Here is a 15332-nt window from a genome sequence, read left to right on the forward strand (position 1 = left end):
CATAGGACTTGTAGTTGCTGGCACTGTCGTCCATGCAGCCCTTCAGGTTGAGCAGGCGCACCGAGCGGAATTCGATAGGGGCGCTTTCCGCCTGCAGTGCGATATAGCCCTCGTGCAGTAGCGTACCGTCATCCAGTTGCATGCCGCTGTACCGGATGACCTCTTCACCTTCCACCCGGTGAATCGCCAGGTCATTGCCGTGCACTTCCACTTCAGCGGTGACCCACTGATCGCCGTGATAGGTCTTGCTGGTCGACTCGATGATGTGATCCTCGCGCAGCTCGCCCTCATAAACCGCATGAGTACCCGGCGTTACCAGATTGGAGGTGTGGCGCTCATCGGTGCCGTTGCCACCGAGCAGTTGCACCTCCATGCAGGCGGGGTAGCCCTGGTCGATTGCCATTTCATACGGGGATTGGGCGTGATACATGATGCCGTTGTTGCGAATGGCCCACTCTGGCGCACCGGCGACCTGTTCGCCCACAAAGCGGTATTCCACCTCGATGCGGTAGTGGGAGAAGGGCTCCTTGTAAAAAATGTGGCCCCAGCGACCGTTCAGTTCATCGTATTGGTCATAACTGACCACGATCTTGCCGTCCTCCAGGCGGAAGGTGTTCAGGGTGTTTTCGCCCGGAGGAGAGCCGGCAATCTTGATGATCCAGTCATCCAGATCCTTGCCGTTGAACAGGTCGACCCATTCTTCCCGGTCGGCTTGATTGGGGGTGTTGGGTTGGCTGTTACAGCCGGTCATGACCGCAGTGGCCAATCCGATACAGAGCAAAGGTTGGGTCCAGCGCATTGGGGAGTGCCTCGTGTGTTTATGATTTATCGTACTGGGTGGGAATGATGCCAAATTTATTATGTAAAAACAAAGTTGCTATATAAAAAAGGCCGGTGAACGAATTCACCGACCAAGGTGTTACGTCCCCATCCCTGGGCAGGAGGTCTCAGCATCGCACCGCGTTAAAAGGAGCCGCGAATACCAAAGGTATAGGTGGCGCCGGGGTAGAAGGCGTCAAAGGTAATGCCTTCGTACTGATGCCAGGTGCCGACCGGTTCGTCGGTGATGTTGTAGGCATCGAAGGTGATGGTCAGGTTCTGCTCTTCAAGCACCGGCAGGCGATAGCTGCCGGAGAAGTCCACCTGGGAGCGGTCCATGGACTTGAGCTCGAACCCATTGGTGTACCCGGACACCGATCCATCCTGATGGTAGTAGGTCATACGAGCCTGCAGACGGTCGGTTTCGTAGAAGGCGGTGAAGTTGTAGGTCCAGTCGGAAATGCCGGTCACAATGGCATCCTCGTCACTGGCGCTCTGGTTAATGTGGGTGGCACTGGTGTCAAAGCCCAGGCCTTCCACAATAAAGTCGAGCGGCATTACCCAGATGGCTTCATAGCCAGATAGCGTGGTATAGCCATCCACATTACTGCGGGTACTCACCTGAGTCGTACACACGGTCGGGCCGCCACACTCGGCCAGTGCCTGCTCCCGGTCCTCGCCGATGTTGTTGATGTCCATGCCGTAGTTGGGCAGGTCCAGCCAGTCCACGGTCAGGGTGTCGGAGCGGGTGAACCCGGTCACTTCCTTGATGAAGTGAGTGAAACCGACATAGCCGGTATTTTCAAAATACCATTCACCGCCAATGTCGAAGTTGGTGGCTTCGAACGGTGTCAGGAAGGGGTTGCCGGCACGCACCGATTCGATACCGGAGCTGCCCCAGGCTGAGTTGGGGAACATGTCCGCCGGGTTAGCGCGGGTCAGGCTGCGCGAACCGCTCATGCGCACTTTGATATCGTCCCGCAGGTCGTACACCATACTGAACGAGGGCAACACTTTGCTGTAATCCGCCTTGGTTTCGCTCTGGTCGGTGCTCACCGTCTGTTCGGTATCCACCCAGCGAATACCGGCGTTGATGCGCAGCGGCCGATCATTCACCTGCTGCTCAACGTTGCCTTCCACATACAGGCCCAGCATTTCTTCACTGATGTTACCGACGGTCTGGCCAAACTGGTCGCCACTGGTTTTGATCGGCTCGAAGTCGTCATAGTTGGTGGCCTCCTTGATGCGCGCCCAGTCCACCTGGGCGATACCGGAGTACCCGTTATAGCCACTGATGTTGCTGCCCAGGTCGTCAACCAGTGATGGGCCGAGGTAGTCAGAGAAATTCAGGTCGGCATCGGAGCCGTCCACAAAATTTTCCTGAAACTCCTGCGTGCCGCCCCAGGCGTCCATGTTGCTGGAATTCTCATCCCAGGCCAGGCCGAACTTGATGCCGCTGACGTCGGCATCTTCGCCCCAGGCGAAGTCCGCATGGAAACCGTTGGTTTCGGTTACCCGGCGGTTGCGCTGGATACGGAACCGGTCGCCGAACTTCTCATTGTCCTGAATGACGCCGTCTTCGTTCTGGTCAAACTCCTGTTGCCAAGTCCAGCCAATATCGGGGCTGGCCGGGTCGAGACTGAAGTTGAACGAGGGCAGAGTGCCGGACACGGTGTACTGCATGGTCGCACCGGGGGACATATACAGCACATAAGGCTCGTCGCGATCGAATTCTGACTTGGTATAGCTCGCCGAGATGTCGGCCTTGAAGTCATCGCTGATCTGCCAGGCCATGCTGGGCATGAAACTGACAAAGTTCAGGTCTTCGGTGTACTGATGCGAGCCTACCCAGATGTGGGCGTTGTAAAAGGTTGCGTCGGTGACATAACCGTTCTCAACCGTGACATCTTCGGGGATGATGGCCGCCCCTTGATGCAGGTAGTTGCGCCGTCCCCACAGCATGGCTTCGGTACGGGTGAAGTCACGATCGGCCTGGGCATACATGGTGTCCAGGACGAACTCCATATCGTCATTGGGACGGAACTCCAGCGAGAGCAAGCCGGTCATCCGGTCGCGGTCGCCCACGGCGGTCATCGGACGGCCGAGATAGGGCAGCAGGGCGGTGTCCAGTGTCTCGGCGTCCAGACCAGAGGTGGCTACCGGATCGACCGGGTCACCCACTGCCACGCCGTCTTTGGCCGCCGCATAGTCCGGTGTGGCTTCAGGGCTCCAGAAAAAGTGGTTGAAGCCTTCGCTGCCTTCGACACAGGCCGAGTTGGTGCGCTCGGGGTTACTCCACTCGGCCACACAGCCGTCGGTGTAGAGCGCAACCGCTTCATAGCCGTCCACCCGGGAGCTTTTCTGCTCACCGGCCAGACCAAACAGCACGCCAAACTGTTCGTTGGAGTTGCTATACATGAACGAATACTTGGGGCTGACATCCTCGCTCAGCTCGCTATAGGCCCCTTCCAGGGAGTAACTGAAATGCTGGCCATCAAAGTCGGAAGGGCGCGCCGTGCGCATGTTCACATAACCGGATACCCCGCCTTCGAGCTGGCCGGCCGTTGCGGTTTTGGATACCGCCAGGCTGCTGAACAGCTCGGTGGGGAACAGGTCCAGGTCCACTTCGCGGTTGCGGTTACCGGAGGTCAGGCTGCCGGTAGAGGCCACCGCCATGGCATTGCCGTTGAGGGCAATTTTGGTAAAGCTCGGTCCCAGACCCCGCACAGAAATCTGCTGGCCTTCACCGGTCACTTCACGGTTGATCTTAACGCCGGGAATTCGGGCCAGGGACTCGGCCAGGTTCTGGCTGGGCATGTTGCCGATATCATCGGCGAAAATCACATCCGAGAATCCGTTGGAGTCCCGTTTGGCGTTGGTCGAGTTGAGCAGTGATCCGCGGTAGCCCGTGACGACCACCTCTTCAAGGCCGGTGGTGGCCGGGGCGGCCTCTTCATTGGCCTCCTGAGCCTGAGCAAAACTGGTGGCACCGATGGCAAGGCCCAGCAAACCCAGTTTGCTGAGGCGGAAGGTTGGGGTTTTCATGATGAACAATCTCCAAGCTGGCTTATCGTTATGAAAATTGGCGCATTATTCATTTCGCCCGAGAAGTGGGAGGGCGAAGTAAGACCGGTCAACTTATAGTCATCCGATCTCTAAGTCTTAAAGTAAGACATGTATACAAGTATGTCAATAGCCTTGACTGTGACTTATTGGGCAGTGCGAACGGGGAAATTGGCAGATTTCGTGATGCGTGGCACAAACCGGAGAAACAATAAAAGGATCAGGCGCCAACCCCTTAAGTTCAATTTGACAATATGTAGGTGCGGTAGTTAACTCCAGAAGACGCCTACGGATCGGCGGTACCCAATAGCGCTTAATAACCCGTTCTAATAATCAACAATCAGCGCTATTCACTTAAGTTGTTATTGAGTCGAACCTCCGTCGGTGAGCAGGCGTTTTCTTGCATTCATTTGCAACACTCCACATGCCAATAATGACTTGAAACAGGAGTTCGAAAATGACCCACTTACTACACAGAAAACTGATGTTGGGGGCGGCGTTATTTGTATCCGCCCAGGCGGCGCAGGCCATAACTTCCGGCTCCGCTGAGGCCACCTTGAATGTCGATAACCAGTGGGGCTCTGGCTACTGTGCCAGCGTCACCATCGACAATAATGGCGGTAGTGCCATCACGGACTGGACCGTCGGCCTGGATCTTAATGGCAGTAGCATCAACAACCTCTGGAACGGCAACCTGAGCGGAACCTCAGTGACTCCCGCTGCTCATAACGCCACCATTCAAGCGGGTAACAGCACCGGCTTCGGCTTCTGCGCCAACGGTGGCAGCATTGCGGAGTTGGCCTCCCTTGATGTGGCAGGGGGCGATGGATCGAGCAGCAGCTCCAGCTCCGACAGCTCCAGTAGTTCAAGCAGTTCCAGCAGCTCCGATGCCGGCGGTGACAACAGCGTGACCGTGCGCATGAGTGGCGTGACCGGCGACGAAAGCGTCAGCCTCGAAATTGGTGGCCAGACGATCGAAACCTGGACGTTGAGTGTCGGCATGCTGGATTACACCGTGAGCACCAACGCCACCGGAGAGCTTCGCGTGGCCTTTACCAATGATGAAGGTGATCGTGACGTGCAGGTGGACTATGTGATCGTCAACGGCGTCACCTACCAGGCGGAAGATCAACAGGACAACACCGGCGCCTGGGACGGAGAGTGCGGTGCGGGTTCCTATTCGGAAATGCTCCACTGCAGCGGTTCCATCGGCTTCGGCAACCCGTTTGATGGCAGCAGTTCGTCTTCCAGCTCCAGCAGCTCCTCCAGCTCCAGCAGCAACCCGAATCCGGGCAACCCGGACTTCCCGCCCTTCCACGTGGGCAACATCACCACCAACGGCCAGGTCCGCTCCGACTTTATGCAGTACTGGGATCAGATCACCCCGGAAAACGAAGGCAAGTGGGGCTCGGTCGAAGGTACGCGTGATCAGTACAACTGGGGTCCGCTCGATGCCATCTATGACTTTGCTCGCGCCAATGGCATTCCGGTCAAAGCTCACGTACTGGTGTGGGGCAGTCAGCGTCCCGGCTGGATCGATAGCCTAAGCCCGGCGGAACAACGCGCGGAAATCGAAGAGTGGATCAGCGACTACTGTGACCGCTACCCCGATACCGAAATGATCGACGTGGTGAACGAAGCGCTGCCCTCGCACGCACCGGCCAACTACGCCGAGAGCGCCTTTGGCAGTGACTGGATCACTGAATCGTTCCGCCTTGCCCGTGAGCACTGCCCGAACGCGGTTCTGATCTATAACGACTTCAACTTCATGACCTGGGACACCGACGCGATCATCGATATGATCCGCCCAGCCGTGAACTCCGGTTATGTGGATGCGCTGGGTCTGCAAGCCCACGGTCTGTACAACCCGCGCGTCTGGACCGGTCCGGAGATTGAAGCCAAGCTGGATCAGATTTCTGAGTTGGGTCTGCCGCTGTATATCTCCGAGTACGACATTCAGGAGTCCAACGACCAGTTGCAGCTCGAGTACATGCAGACGCACTTCCCGATCTTCTACAACCATCCCAATGTGGTGGGTATTACCCTGTGGGGTTATATCGTGGGTGCCACCTGGCGTGAAGGCACCGGCCTGATGACCAGCAGTGGTCAACAGCGGCCGGCCATGCAGTGGTTGATGGAGTACCTGAACCGCTAAACGCAATAAACTGGAAAAGGACTTCCAGTTTTCTCCCCGTTATATTCGATTTCCCGTCCCCCCATTATTGTATCTCGCGCGCGCCAGTACTCATGCGCCTAAACCTCTTGCGCTACACCGCTAGGCCTTTGACAATAGATCAGCCCGGAGAATCTAAAACCGTGGTTTTTGAGTCACTAGATTGATACTGCGGAAAATTTGCCCTAAAGCGCTATAGTGAAGATGTGGCGGGCAGGACACAGGCCGGCGCTGATGATCCCAATTTGAGGAGATTGACCATGAAACCTTTAAGTCTCTTGGCACTGGTGTGTTTGGGTGCCATCTCGGCGGCCGTGTCGGCCGATGAGCGTCCGGCCCAGATTTACCTGAACGAAAACCTGGGGTTTAACATTGAAGGCTATAACTACGCCCAGGATGAGCTGCCCTGTGAGATCGAACAAAGTCTGGTAAGCAGCATTCTTGAACGGGCCGAGAAGCAGGGCCTGGTCATGCAGGCCGTCAGCACCGCCGATAAAATTAAGGCTGGCGATATCCCCGTGTTGGCAATCGACATCGAGGGCCTGACGTTGGGCAGCGAGGAATTCACCTTTGGCATGAAATCCAACTCCAAGCTGCCCGCGGTAAAGGTCACTACGGCGCTGATTCACGCCACCGCGCCCAACAGCGTGGTTACGGCCAGCCACAGCTGCGGCTTTGCCTCGCTCAGGGATTTCACACCCAGCAGCAACGTGCTGGACATGGGGACCGCCTACACCGTCTGTTCGGCCACCCAAAGATGCCTGAAGGACCTGAGCAAGGACATTGTTGAGTGGTTGGTGCCGTTGCTGTGACCGAGCTGTAGCCTCTGGCTGACTTCCGAAGTGACCGGAAAAAGACCGTAACTTTGTTGTTTATTGAGGTTCGCGTGCCTCCCATTGGCGAATAATGTCCCGAGCATACCGGCCAGAGGCGGTGTAGTCCTTCTCGGACCAGTTGCCCTCGGGGCTGGCGCCGACGACCAGCGCGGATGCACCTTCCTCTTTGTCGTTCAGTGCCCAGTTGGCGTGACTGATATTGTGTTCCTTGAAGAAGTCCATCCAGATTTCGGTTTGCGCTGTCGCAACATCACCATCGCCGTTGGCATTTACGGTGCCCCACTCTGTCGCGAACAGGGGCAACCCTTTATCAAGGGCGTCGCGGGCTTTGTCCCGCAGAGAATCGGTGTGGGTACCCGCGTAGAAGTGCAGGGCATAGGCGAGGTTCTGAAAACCGGTAATGGGGCTTTCGGCCGCGACGTCCACATCCTGTGACCAGTTGGGCGTGCCCACCACAATCAGGTTGTCCGGGTCGATAGCGCGGATGGCTTCAATGACTTGCACCGCATAGGGCTTGAGGGTATCGGTCCAGGAGACATCCAGCGGCTCGTTGTAGATTTCGTAAATGACGTTCGGATGCTCGCCGTATTCCTCGGCCATTTGCGTGAAGAAAGCCACCGCGCTGTCCGGGTGATCTTCGGCGTGGTGGCTGTGCCAGTCGATGACGACGTAGAGGTCATTGGCAATGGCCGCGTCCACCACTGTGCGAATCTTGGTCAGGTTACTCTCAGGTGACTCCAGATAACCACCGGGGGTTTCTATGCCCATGGCGGCGCGAACCAGCTCGGCGTTCCAGTCTTCAGCCACCGTCTTAACCGCGCCCGCGGTATAGAACTTGTCCCCGCCCCAGCCGTCGTTACTCCAGAACAGGCTGGGCCCGGCGATGCTGCCGGTGGAGCCGCCGATCAGCACCTGATTGCCTTTTGTGGTGAGAGGGGCGACATCCGCTAAAGCGCTCAGCGAAAATAGGGAAAGCAGCAAGGCTGCCAGTACGGGCTTGAGGTTCAGCATCGGGAATCTCCTTCGGAGCGATTATTATTAGAAGGCAATAGGGAGAGCATGATGGAGATCATGCTCTTTTACCATCAGTGAATATAAAGTTTTATATAAAAACCGCTTCGAGGTTACCGCACCTTTCATAAAAAGCCAAACGCCGACTCTCAGCTCGCTTCTTGCATCGGCAAGTGATAGAAGCGCCGGGTTTCCGCAACCATCTCCGCTTCGGTCATTTCCTGAGCGGGCTTGGACTCCCTGACCCGGCCGGTAAACCGGTCGTGTTCTTTCAGATAGTGCAGCAGCTCTTTACGGGCTTCCCCCGACCCGATCAGGTACAGGTCGTCGGCGCGAGCGATCGCTTTACCCACGGCCTCGTAAAAGCGGGTGAGTGCATGCCGGTAATCCAAGAATAGGCGATTCCCGGCTGCGCTTCTGCTTGAGCGCGCTGCTGGCGCCGGAGAAGCATCGCGTTTCGTGACCCCGGTCCTCGACCTGCACGGAGGTTCGTTGTAGTGTGTGCCGCCCGATTGACTGTCAAGGAATCCGAGACAATGCTGCAACTGATCGCCCTGATTAAAAACCTGATCTGCTACGCCCTGCCGATTTATCTGGTGCATCTGTACCTCAAGCACGCCTATGGCATTGGCGCCTGGCAGACCATTCGCTGGTGGGCTAAGAACTGGGGCGGCCTGGAGCACCCGGGCATTACCTTGACGTTCACCATTCTTCCTCTGCTTTTTATCATTTTGATCATGTCGCCCATGGCCAATCGTGTCTATCTCTCGGCGGTGGGGGAGCAACATAGGCTGGTATACCTTGGCAATGACGGCCCGGGAGCCGGCCGCTACCTGCCGCGAGATGAGCCTCGGTCCGAGCCGTATACTTATCTGTCAGATGTCGGCTACAACATGAGTTTTGATGATATCTACCGAACTGAACTCTTTATCAAAGACCGTGGGACCGACACGGCAGGTACACCTGTCAAAGAGTTCCGTATGATTCATTTTATGGGTACCGTGGCGTTTATACTGGTGCTCTGGTTGGTGTTCATGAGTGCGCTGCACCTGCTCGCTCACCCTGCCAGTGTGGCAGTGGCCAGTGGTGGTACACAGGTTGAGCAGGCCACCATGGAAAGCTTCGACGAACAACTGCGCTACTGGCATTTAAATAGAGGAACGCTGTTGGCGATTGGTTTTGGTGCAGTGGTGATGGGATGTGTTGGAGGCGCTCTGTCCCGGACGGAGTTCGGGGCTCGAGCCTACCCGCTGCCATCGACGGTTCGTCCAGGTAATACGTTAACCGGTGTGCCGGTGTATAGAGCGTCCGATTTTGAGCATCGTCAACGGATGGATGGCGAGTTCGATAGTGTGAGAACCCGATATCGTTTTGTTACGTTAAAGTTTACCGACGGATTCCCGATGCCCGCTTACGTGACTACCCGGTTTCATACCGATGAGCATCCCGGTCTCTTTGACCGACTGAAGGACCAGATCAAAAACGAGCAACCGATAGAGGTCAGGGTCGATGACGCACAGCGTATACGTATTGAGCGGCAATAGTCCTTGAGAGAGGAAGGAGTTTGCGCTTATGGATTCAAGAGCTGCGTTGGCCGCTACGGCACCGCTGCTGGGATTGTCCCATACCTGTTTTTGGATGTGCCGGCGCAGGCCCTCAGCGGTCTGGCAGCGTGCGCCGGTCACTCCATCAACCGTTATCGGGAATCTCCGGTTCCACCAGCTTGGCCAGCTGTTCCAGCGATTCCTGCCACCCCAGATAGCACATCTCCTCCGGAATCACCGAGGGGATGCCCTCCTGAACAATGTGAATCTCGGTGCCGCAAGAGACCGCTTTCAGGTCGACGGTCACCATCATCTCCCCGGGCAGGTTCTCATCATCAAAGCGGTCGGTATGCCGGATGCGCTCATTGGGCACCAGCTCCACATATTCGACGGTAAACGAGTGGCTGCTACCAGTGCCAAAGTTGGTAAATGACATGCGGTAGCCGCCACCCACCTTGGCGTCTATTTCATGGACTTTGCCGGTAAAACCGTAGGGCGCGATCCAATATTCCAGGCCGTCTTTACTGGTAAAGGCCTTATACACCCGCTCGGTGGGAGCGCGCAGGACGCGGTGCAGTCGTACGGTGCCGGTGTTGGCTGGCATATTAATCCTCCAAAAGTTGAACAGTGAGCCCATCACAGGGGCCGTTGCTGAAGTAAAGCAGAAAATCCGGGGGGTTGGAGCCCGAACCTCGCTGCTTCTGTTCAACTGGTCGGTTGAACCACGACAGAATCGACAGCCCAATTGTCAGAATGGCTCCAAATTCCAACCTTTTTTGGTAGCTACCAGCCGACCCGTCAATCCGAGGTTATTCAGAAATCGGTCGTCATGCGATACCACGAGCAACGCCCCCGGGTAGTGGCGCAACATAGTCTCCAGCGCCTCTGTGGAAGGCAGGTCGAGATGGTTGTTCGGTTCATCCAATAGCAGCAGCTCCGGGGGCGGGTCGGCATAGAGGATACACGCCAGTGATCCTTTCAGGCGCTCGCCTCCGCTGAGCCTTCTACTCGGCATCTCGACTTTGGGTGCGTCCAGTCCCAGTTGTGCCAGCCGCATCCGTAAGTCCCCTTCGGGGGTGGTGCGGTTCGCCAGTTGTAACTGCTCGAGCACCGTTTTCTCAGGGTCAAGGTTGCCCAGCCGCTGATCAAGATAGGCGCAGTGCGGCGTCACCTTGCAGGTGCCCGACAAGGGCGCGAGCTGGGCTGCGAGCACGCGGAGCAGAGTCGACTTCCCACAGCCGTTCGGGCCGACCACGCCGATGCGCTGCTGCCCACTCAGGGTCAGGCTGATAGTGCGCGTAGGGCCCTCAACAAAGGGCAGCTCCACGGCCTCCAGTTCCGCCACCCGACGTTTTGGTGCCTGCCAAATGGGTATGGCATGCAGGGTGATCTCGGCTTCATGATTGATCTGTTGCGCTGCTTCGCGCACCTGTTGGTTCAGCTCGGCTCGAGCAGTGGCGTGCTTCTGGTGTAAGGCGCCTGTCCAGTGTTCGCTGCGCTCCTTCTGGCGGTCCAGAAGAATTTTGGCCTGATTGGACTCCTTGCCCTGTTGATTGCCGCGGGCCCGTCGACGTTCCTGACGTTCCCGCTGCTGGCGCATTGCCCGCTCCTCGCGCTGGCGTTCGAGCTTGCGCTGATTAAGCTGATCCAGGGCGTTCTGTCGCTCCTCGGCCCTGCGTTCGGCATAGAAGGTGTAGTTGCCTCCGTAGCGGTGCAGTCCCTGCGGGGTCAGTTCGACGATGTGCTCCATGGCGTCCAGCAGTTGCCGGTCGTGGCTGACCACGATCAAGCCACCCGGCCAGCGCTTGAGATGTTCGATCAAGGCCTGTCGGTTTGGTCGGTCGAGGTGGTTGCTGGGTTCATCGAGAATCAGAAAGTCGGCGTCCGAGAGCAGGGCGCCAATCAGGGCGACGCGCATGGTCTCCCCACCGCTGAGTAGACGGGCAGGGGCGGTTGCCTCAAGGTGGCCAAGGCCACCGCGCTCAAGTTCATGGCGCAGTCGCTGGCGAATGTCCCAACGCTCGCCCACGGCATCGAAATCCTCCGGTGCCGTACTGCCCAACTCAATGCGCGCCAGCGCATCCAGCGCAGGCTGAACGCCCGCCAGGTCACCGACGGTGGCGCCCTCCGGGCAGGTTACTTGTTGGGCCAGGTAATGCACCAGGCCGGAGCGCAGGCAGTCTCCGGCGCTTGGCTGCAGTTGCCCCGCCAGAATGCGCGCCAGGACCGTTTTGCCGACGCCATTGCGGCCTACCAGCCCCGTCGGCTGCATATCGAAGGTTTCATTAAGATCGGCGAATAGCGCTCTGCCATCCGGCAGAACCTGGGAGACACCTTTCAGTGTGAGATAGGTTGTAGTCATGCGATATTCCATGGATGCCAAGAACTCCCCCGGCGACTGGGGGCTGGTGGAGACTGGCCGTCTTGAGGACGGCGGCATCAATGACGCATTGGACTAGTACCTTTCTAATAGAGCGGAGTTCGTACAAGTATTGTACAAGGGCGCGCCGGAATGGACAACGTAGAGATCCCAAAACGCGGAGCGGTAAAGCTCCCTTTTAGCTTTAAAAATTACTGGCGAGCGTCTTTAATAAACATGGCTGTTCCAGCCTTTCTCATTTCCACATGAAATAGCTCAGTTGCTCTAATTAAATCTCCCAACTTCTTGTAGCCATAGTTAATTGAAGAGAATGAGCTGTTGTTTGATATGTAGTGGGCGACTTTGCTCATGTGTGCCCAGCCATCATCCTCAGATGTTTGCTCCACCGCGGTCCTTAGCAGCCTTACCAAGGCGGTGTCCTGCCTGAGTTCATTTCTACTCCTCTTTGCTGAACGTTGAGGTACTTCTGACTCTTCCTCCGCTTCAACAACGAGGTTTTCTGTGTAGATGAACGTCGAGCACGCATCGACGAATGGCTTGGGGGTTTTGCTTTCACCAAACCCGTAAACGGTCAGTCCACTTTCCAAAAGCCTAAGTACAAGGGGCGTAAAATCGCTATCGCTAGTCATCAAAGCAAATGCATCGACGGTATTACTGTAAAGTAGATCCATCGAGTCAATGATCATTGCTGCGTCGGTGGCATTTTTACCTTTTGTATAAGCGAACTGCTGCATGGGTCGAATGGCATGAGGGTGAAGCTTATCTATCCAGCCAGACAAAGAGGGACTTTTCCAATCGCCATGTGCATGACGGACGTTAACAATCCCATGTTTTGCGAGCTCTTCCAGTACTCCGTCTATTGAATTATGGCTGACATTATCGCAGTCAATAAGAAGCGCTATTCTTTTCCGTTCTGGCATAAATCCCTCTGAATTTACAGTATTGAGAAATCAAGCACTAAGTGCCTTCAGTACAGCTTTCGGCTCTTTCGATACCACATTCAGCAGGACAAGCGCGGGGCCGTGTGGCGCGCGGTCGCCACGTTCCCAGTGACGCAGCGTGCTGACGCTGATACCGAAAGCGGAAGCGAATTCATTCTGGGACATTCCAAGCTTGGCTCGAACCTGTTTGACTTCTACAGGCCCAAATTCATGCACTACAGCTTTTTCGATCTTCCCCTTGGAATATTCAAGGGCCTCATCCAGACCCTGCTTTATGCTTGCAAATGCGCTACTCATATTAACCACCATATCGCTTAAGCAACAGGTCAGTCAGCTTGCTCAATTCATTACGTTCAGACTTTGAGATATTCGCTTTCTCACCCTTGCCAAAAACTGTCAAAAGGAATAGCGGCACACTTCCATTATGGTAGTAATAGATAACCCTTACTCCACCACTTTTACCTTTACCTTGCGCAGACCAGCGAAGCTTCCTGATTCCTCCAGTGCCTTGCATAATATCCCCGCCCTGCGGATGAAAAGCTAAGTAATTGATAATACTTGCCTTTTCCTCATCCTTGAGGAGGTTAGATGCTCGCTTGATAAATTCAGGGAGTTCTACGATGGTCTGCATGGCTTTAGTGTAATCCATTGGATTATGGGTGGTCAAGAAATAAGCCTATTGTGTTCAGCCTATGGCGATTGTCTGGCCGTATTGTCTGCATCCGGGAAGCGGCGAGTCCAAACCATAACCCTTGCTTATGGACTCAAGAGCTGCGCTGGCGTGCCGATAGCGTGGGACTACCGTCAAATGGAGCTCCCTGATGTTCAATCGCCGCCTGAAACAGGAATTCGAAGCGCAGCGCGCAGAGTTGGCAATGCTGCGGCAACTGACCGAGCAGATGGACCGGGGCATGCTGTCCATCACGCTGGATGCGGACTTCTGCATCTCGGCCGTAAACCAGGGCTTTGCCGATGCGCTCGGCTACCGGAAAGATCAGCTGCTGGGGCGGCCGATGTCGGAGATTGTGCCACCCTATGTGCCAAAGCTGGCCTGTTTCCGTAACTTTAATCAGGCCGTTGCCAGGTTCGAGCCCGTCAGTGATGACTACCGTTACTTGCGGGGCGATGGTGGCCCTTTGGTCTGGCTGAACGTTCAATGGTTTCCGGTACGAGGGGAGGACGGCACGCTCGCCTATGTGCAGGGCTATGCCCGCGATGTCACCAAGTCCGTGGAGGGCACAAAAGAAAGCGAGGCTTTCATTGATGCGCTGATTCGCTCGACCGCTGTCATTCAGTTCAATCTGGATGGCATCATTATCACCGCAAACCAGCAATTTCTGCAGGCCATGGGCTACCGGCTTGAGCAAATCGTTGGTCAGCACCACCGGATATTCTGTACCCCGGAGGAGGCCGGCTCGCCCGAATACGTTGCATTCTGGGAAAAGCTTAATAGCGGACAGTACGTCGCGGATCGCTTTAAGCGGATCGATAGTCGTGGCTCTGAGGTGTGGCTTGAAGCCACCTACAATCCGGTTTACGACGCCGAGGGCAACCTTTCAAAAGTCGTGAAATTTGCCAATGTGGTCACTGACGAGGTGGCGCGGGAAGCCCAGGTCCGAGAGGGCGCAAGCGTTGCCTATGACGTTTCACAGGAGACCGATGTGAGCGCCCAAAGAGGCACTACCGTCGTCAAGAAGACCGTTGAAACCATGCAGAAGATAGCCGCACAAATGCAGGCGGCGACTCAAAGCATTGAGGCGCTGGGTGAACAGTCCCTGCAAATCAACGCCATCGTGCAAACCATCGGCGGCATTGCGGAGCAGACCAACCTGTTGGCGTTGAACGCCGCTATTGAGGCCGCCAGGGCCGGAGAGCAGGGGCGTGGGTTTGCCGTGGTGGCCGACGAGGTACGGCAGTTGGCGGCTCGCACCAGCAACGCCACAGAAGAAATTGTGAGCGTCGTCGAGAAAAACCAGACGCTCTCAGATGAGGTCAAGCGCCAGATGTTCAGTTCCCGGGAGGAGGCCGAACAGGGCCTGGATCTGGCGAACCAGGCGGGCGCCGTGATTGTGGAAATTCAGGAAGGCGCCAAACAGGTGGTAGACGCGGTAGAGCGCTTTGCCAACCGTTTGCAATAGCGGAAAGCTCAGCGCATTCGAAAATGGATGAAAAATAGAGTACCTATTGTAACAAATGTAAAAGAGGGTCTCCTATGGTGTACAGATGCCCGGCCAAGATGTATTTTTCTAAAGCCTGAACACCACAGGCCATCGAAGGCTCATTATATCACTGGGATCAGAGTGATAGGGAATGGTTACTAGCGAACATGAGTGGATTGATGAAATTAATAAGAAGCGTGTTCATATTTCTCTCTTTGGCGTTTTCCCTTAATACGACAGCGGAGAGTGTGGTTATTGAATGTTATGAATGCACAAGTGAACATCGGCATTCGAAGGCATTGAGCTGGGGCGAAATTAATGCGCCATACATCCCCAAGCCATACGTTGATATGTATGATCCGCCCCTCATTACAATTCTAAACCTAAGGAAACTCTGATTAATCGC

Annotated in this window: 11 protein-coding genes and 3 pseudogenes; 5 read left to right on the forward strand and 9 right to left on the reverse strand. The window is 55.9% G+C overall.

What is annotated here, in order from left to right; translation table 11 throughout:
- Both B3520_RS16050 and B3520_RS16055 read right to left on the reverse strand, forming a co-directional pair.
- Nucleotides 1-799 (reverse strand): 3-keto-disaccharide hydrolase (locus B3520_RS16050; protein ID WP_286876430.1); only part of this gene is annotated, 799 nt, incomplete at its 3' end.
- A 164-nt stretch (nucleotides 800-963) separates the two neighbouring features.
- Complete coding sequence (locus B3520_RS16055) at nucleotides 964-3864, reverse strand: TonB-dependent receptor (protein ID WP_286806231.1); 2901 nt, start codon at nucleotides 3862-3864, stop codon at nucleotides 964-966.
- Between the two features lie 502 nt (nucleotides 3865-4366).
- Here B3520_RS16055 and B3520_RS17445 point away from each other — a divergent pair.
- From B3520_RS17445 to B3520_RS16065, 3 genes and pseudogenes are all read left to right on the forward strand, one after another.
- Nucleotides 4367-4690, forward strand: a pseudogene (locus B3520_RS17445) (cellulose binding domain-containing protein); the annotation flags it as partial.
- Nucleotides 4691-4711: 21 nt separating this feature from the next.
- Nucleotides 4712-6037, forward strand: a pseudogene (locus B3520_RS16060) (endo-1,4-beta-xylanase); the annotation flags it as partial.
- 278 nt (nucleotides 6038-6315) lie between these two features.
- On the forward strand, nucleotides 6316-6867 hold the full coding sequence (locus tag B3520_RS16065; RefSeq protein WP_286806228.1) for a hypothetical protein: 552 nt from the start codon (nucleotides 6316-6318) through the stop codon (nucleotides 6865-6867).
- A gap of 60 nt (nucleotides 6868-6927) precedes the next feature.
- Here B3520_RS16065 and B3520_RS16070 read toward each other — a convergent pair whose 3' ends face one another.
- Nucleotides 6928-7902 (reverse strand): glycoside hydrolase family 5 protein, encoded by a 975-nt coding sequence (locus B3520_RS16070; RefSeq protein ID WP_123638116.1) that lies wholly within the window; start codon nucleotides 7900-7902, stop codon nucleotides 6928-6930.
- Between the two features lie 149 nt (nucleotides 7903-8051).
- Nucleotides 8052-8294: a hypothetical protein gene (locus B3520_RS16075; RefSeq protein WP_286806226.1), complete on the reverse strand. Its 243-nt coding sequence runs from the start codon at nucleotides 8292-8294 to the stop codon at nucleotides 8052-8054.
- Nucleotides 8295-8438: 144 nt separating this feature from the next.
- Between B3520_RS16075 and B3520_RS16080 the strand changes: the two genes are divergently transcribed.
- Entirely contained in the window at nucleotides 8439-9446 is a 1008-nt protein-coding gene (locus tag B3520_RS16080) for a hypothetical protein (protein WP_286876432.1), read from the forward strand.
- Between the two features lie 145 nt (nucleotides 9447-9591).
- Here the strand turns inward: B3520_RS16080 and B3520_RS16085 are convergent, their stop codons facing one another.
- The 5 genes from B3520_RS16085 to B3520_RS16105 form a co-directional block, all read right to left on the reverse strand.
- Complete coding sequence (locus tag B3520_RS16085; protein ID WP_286806221.1) at nucleotides 9592-10050, reverse strand: SRPBCC family protein; 459 nt, start codon at nucleotides 10048-10050, stop codon at nucleotides 9592-9594.
- Nucleotides 10051-10194: 144 nt separating this feature from the next.
- Nucleotides 10195-11808 carry an ABC-F family ATP-binding cassette domain-containing protein gene (locus B3520_RS16090; protein WP_286806218.1) on the reverse strand — a complete coding sequence of 538 codons (1614 nt, stop codon included), beginning with the start codon at nucleotides 11806-11808 and terminating at the stop codon, nucleotides 10195-10197.
- 209 nt (nucleotides 11809-12017) lie between these two features.
- Nucleotides 12018-12746 (reverse strand): NYN domain-containing protein, encoded by a 729-nt coding sequence (locus tag B3520_RS16095; protein WP_286806217.1) that lies wholly within the window; start codon nucleotides 12744-12746, stop codon nucleotides 12018-12020.
- 30 nt (nucleotides 12747-12776) lie between these two features.
- On the reverse strand, nucleotides 12777-13064 hold the full coding sequence (gene nadS, locus B3520_RS16100) for a NadS family protein (protein ID WP_286806216.1): 288 nt from the start codon (nucleotides 13062-13064) through the stop codon (nucleotides 12777-12779).
- A gap of 1 nt (nucleotide 13065) precedes the next feature.
- Nucleotides 13066-13434: a type II toxin-antitoxin system RelE/ParE family toxin gene (locus B3520_RS16105; protein WP_286876433.1), complete on the reverse strand. Its 369-nt coding sequence runs from the start codon at nucleotides 13432-13434 to the stop codon at nucleotides 13066-13068.
- Between the two features lie 154 nt (nucleotides 13435-13588).
- Here B3520_RS16105 and B3520_RS16110 point away from each other — a divergent pair.
- A pseudogene (locus B3520_RS16110) lies at nucleotides 13589-14830 on the forward strand (methyl-accepting chemotaxis protein); the annotation flags it as partial.
- Nucleotides 14831-15332 lie beyond the last annotated feature (502 nt).

Origin of the sequence: Marinimicrobium sp. UBA4509, assembly GCF_002388575.1 — a bacterium.
Classification (GTDB): Bacteria; Pseudomonadota; Gammaproteobacteria; order Pseudomonadales; family Cellvibrionaceae; genus Marinimicrobium; species Marinimicrobium koreense.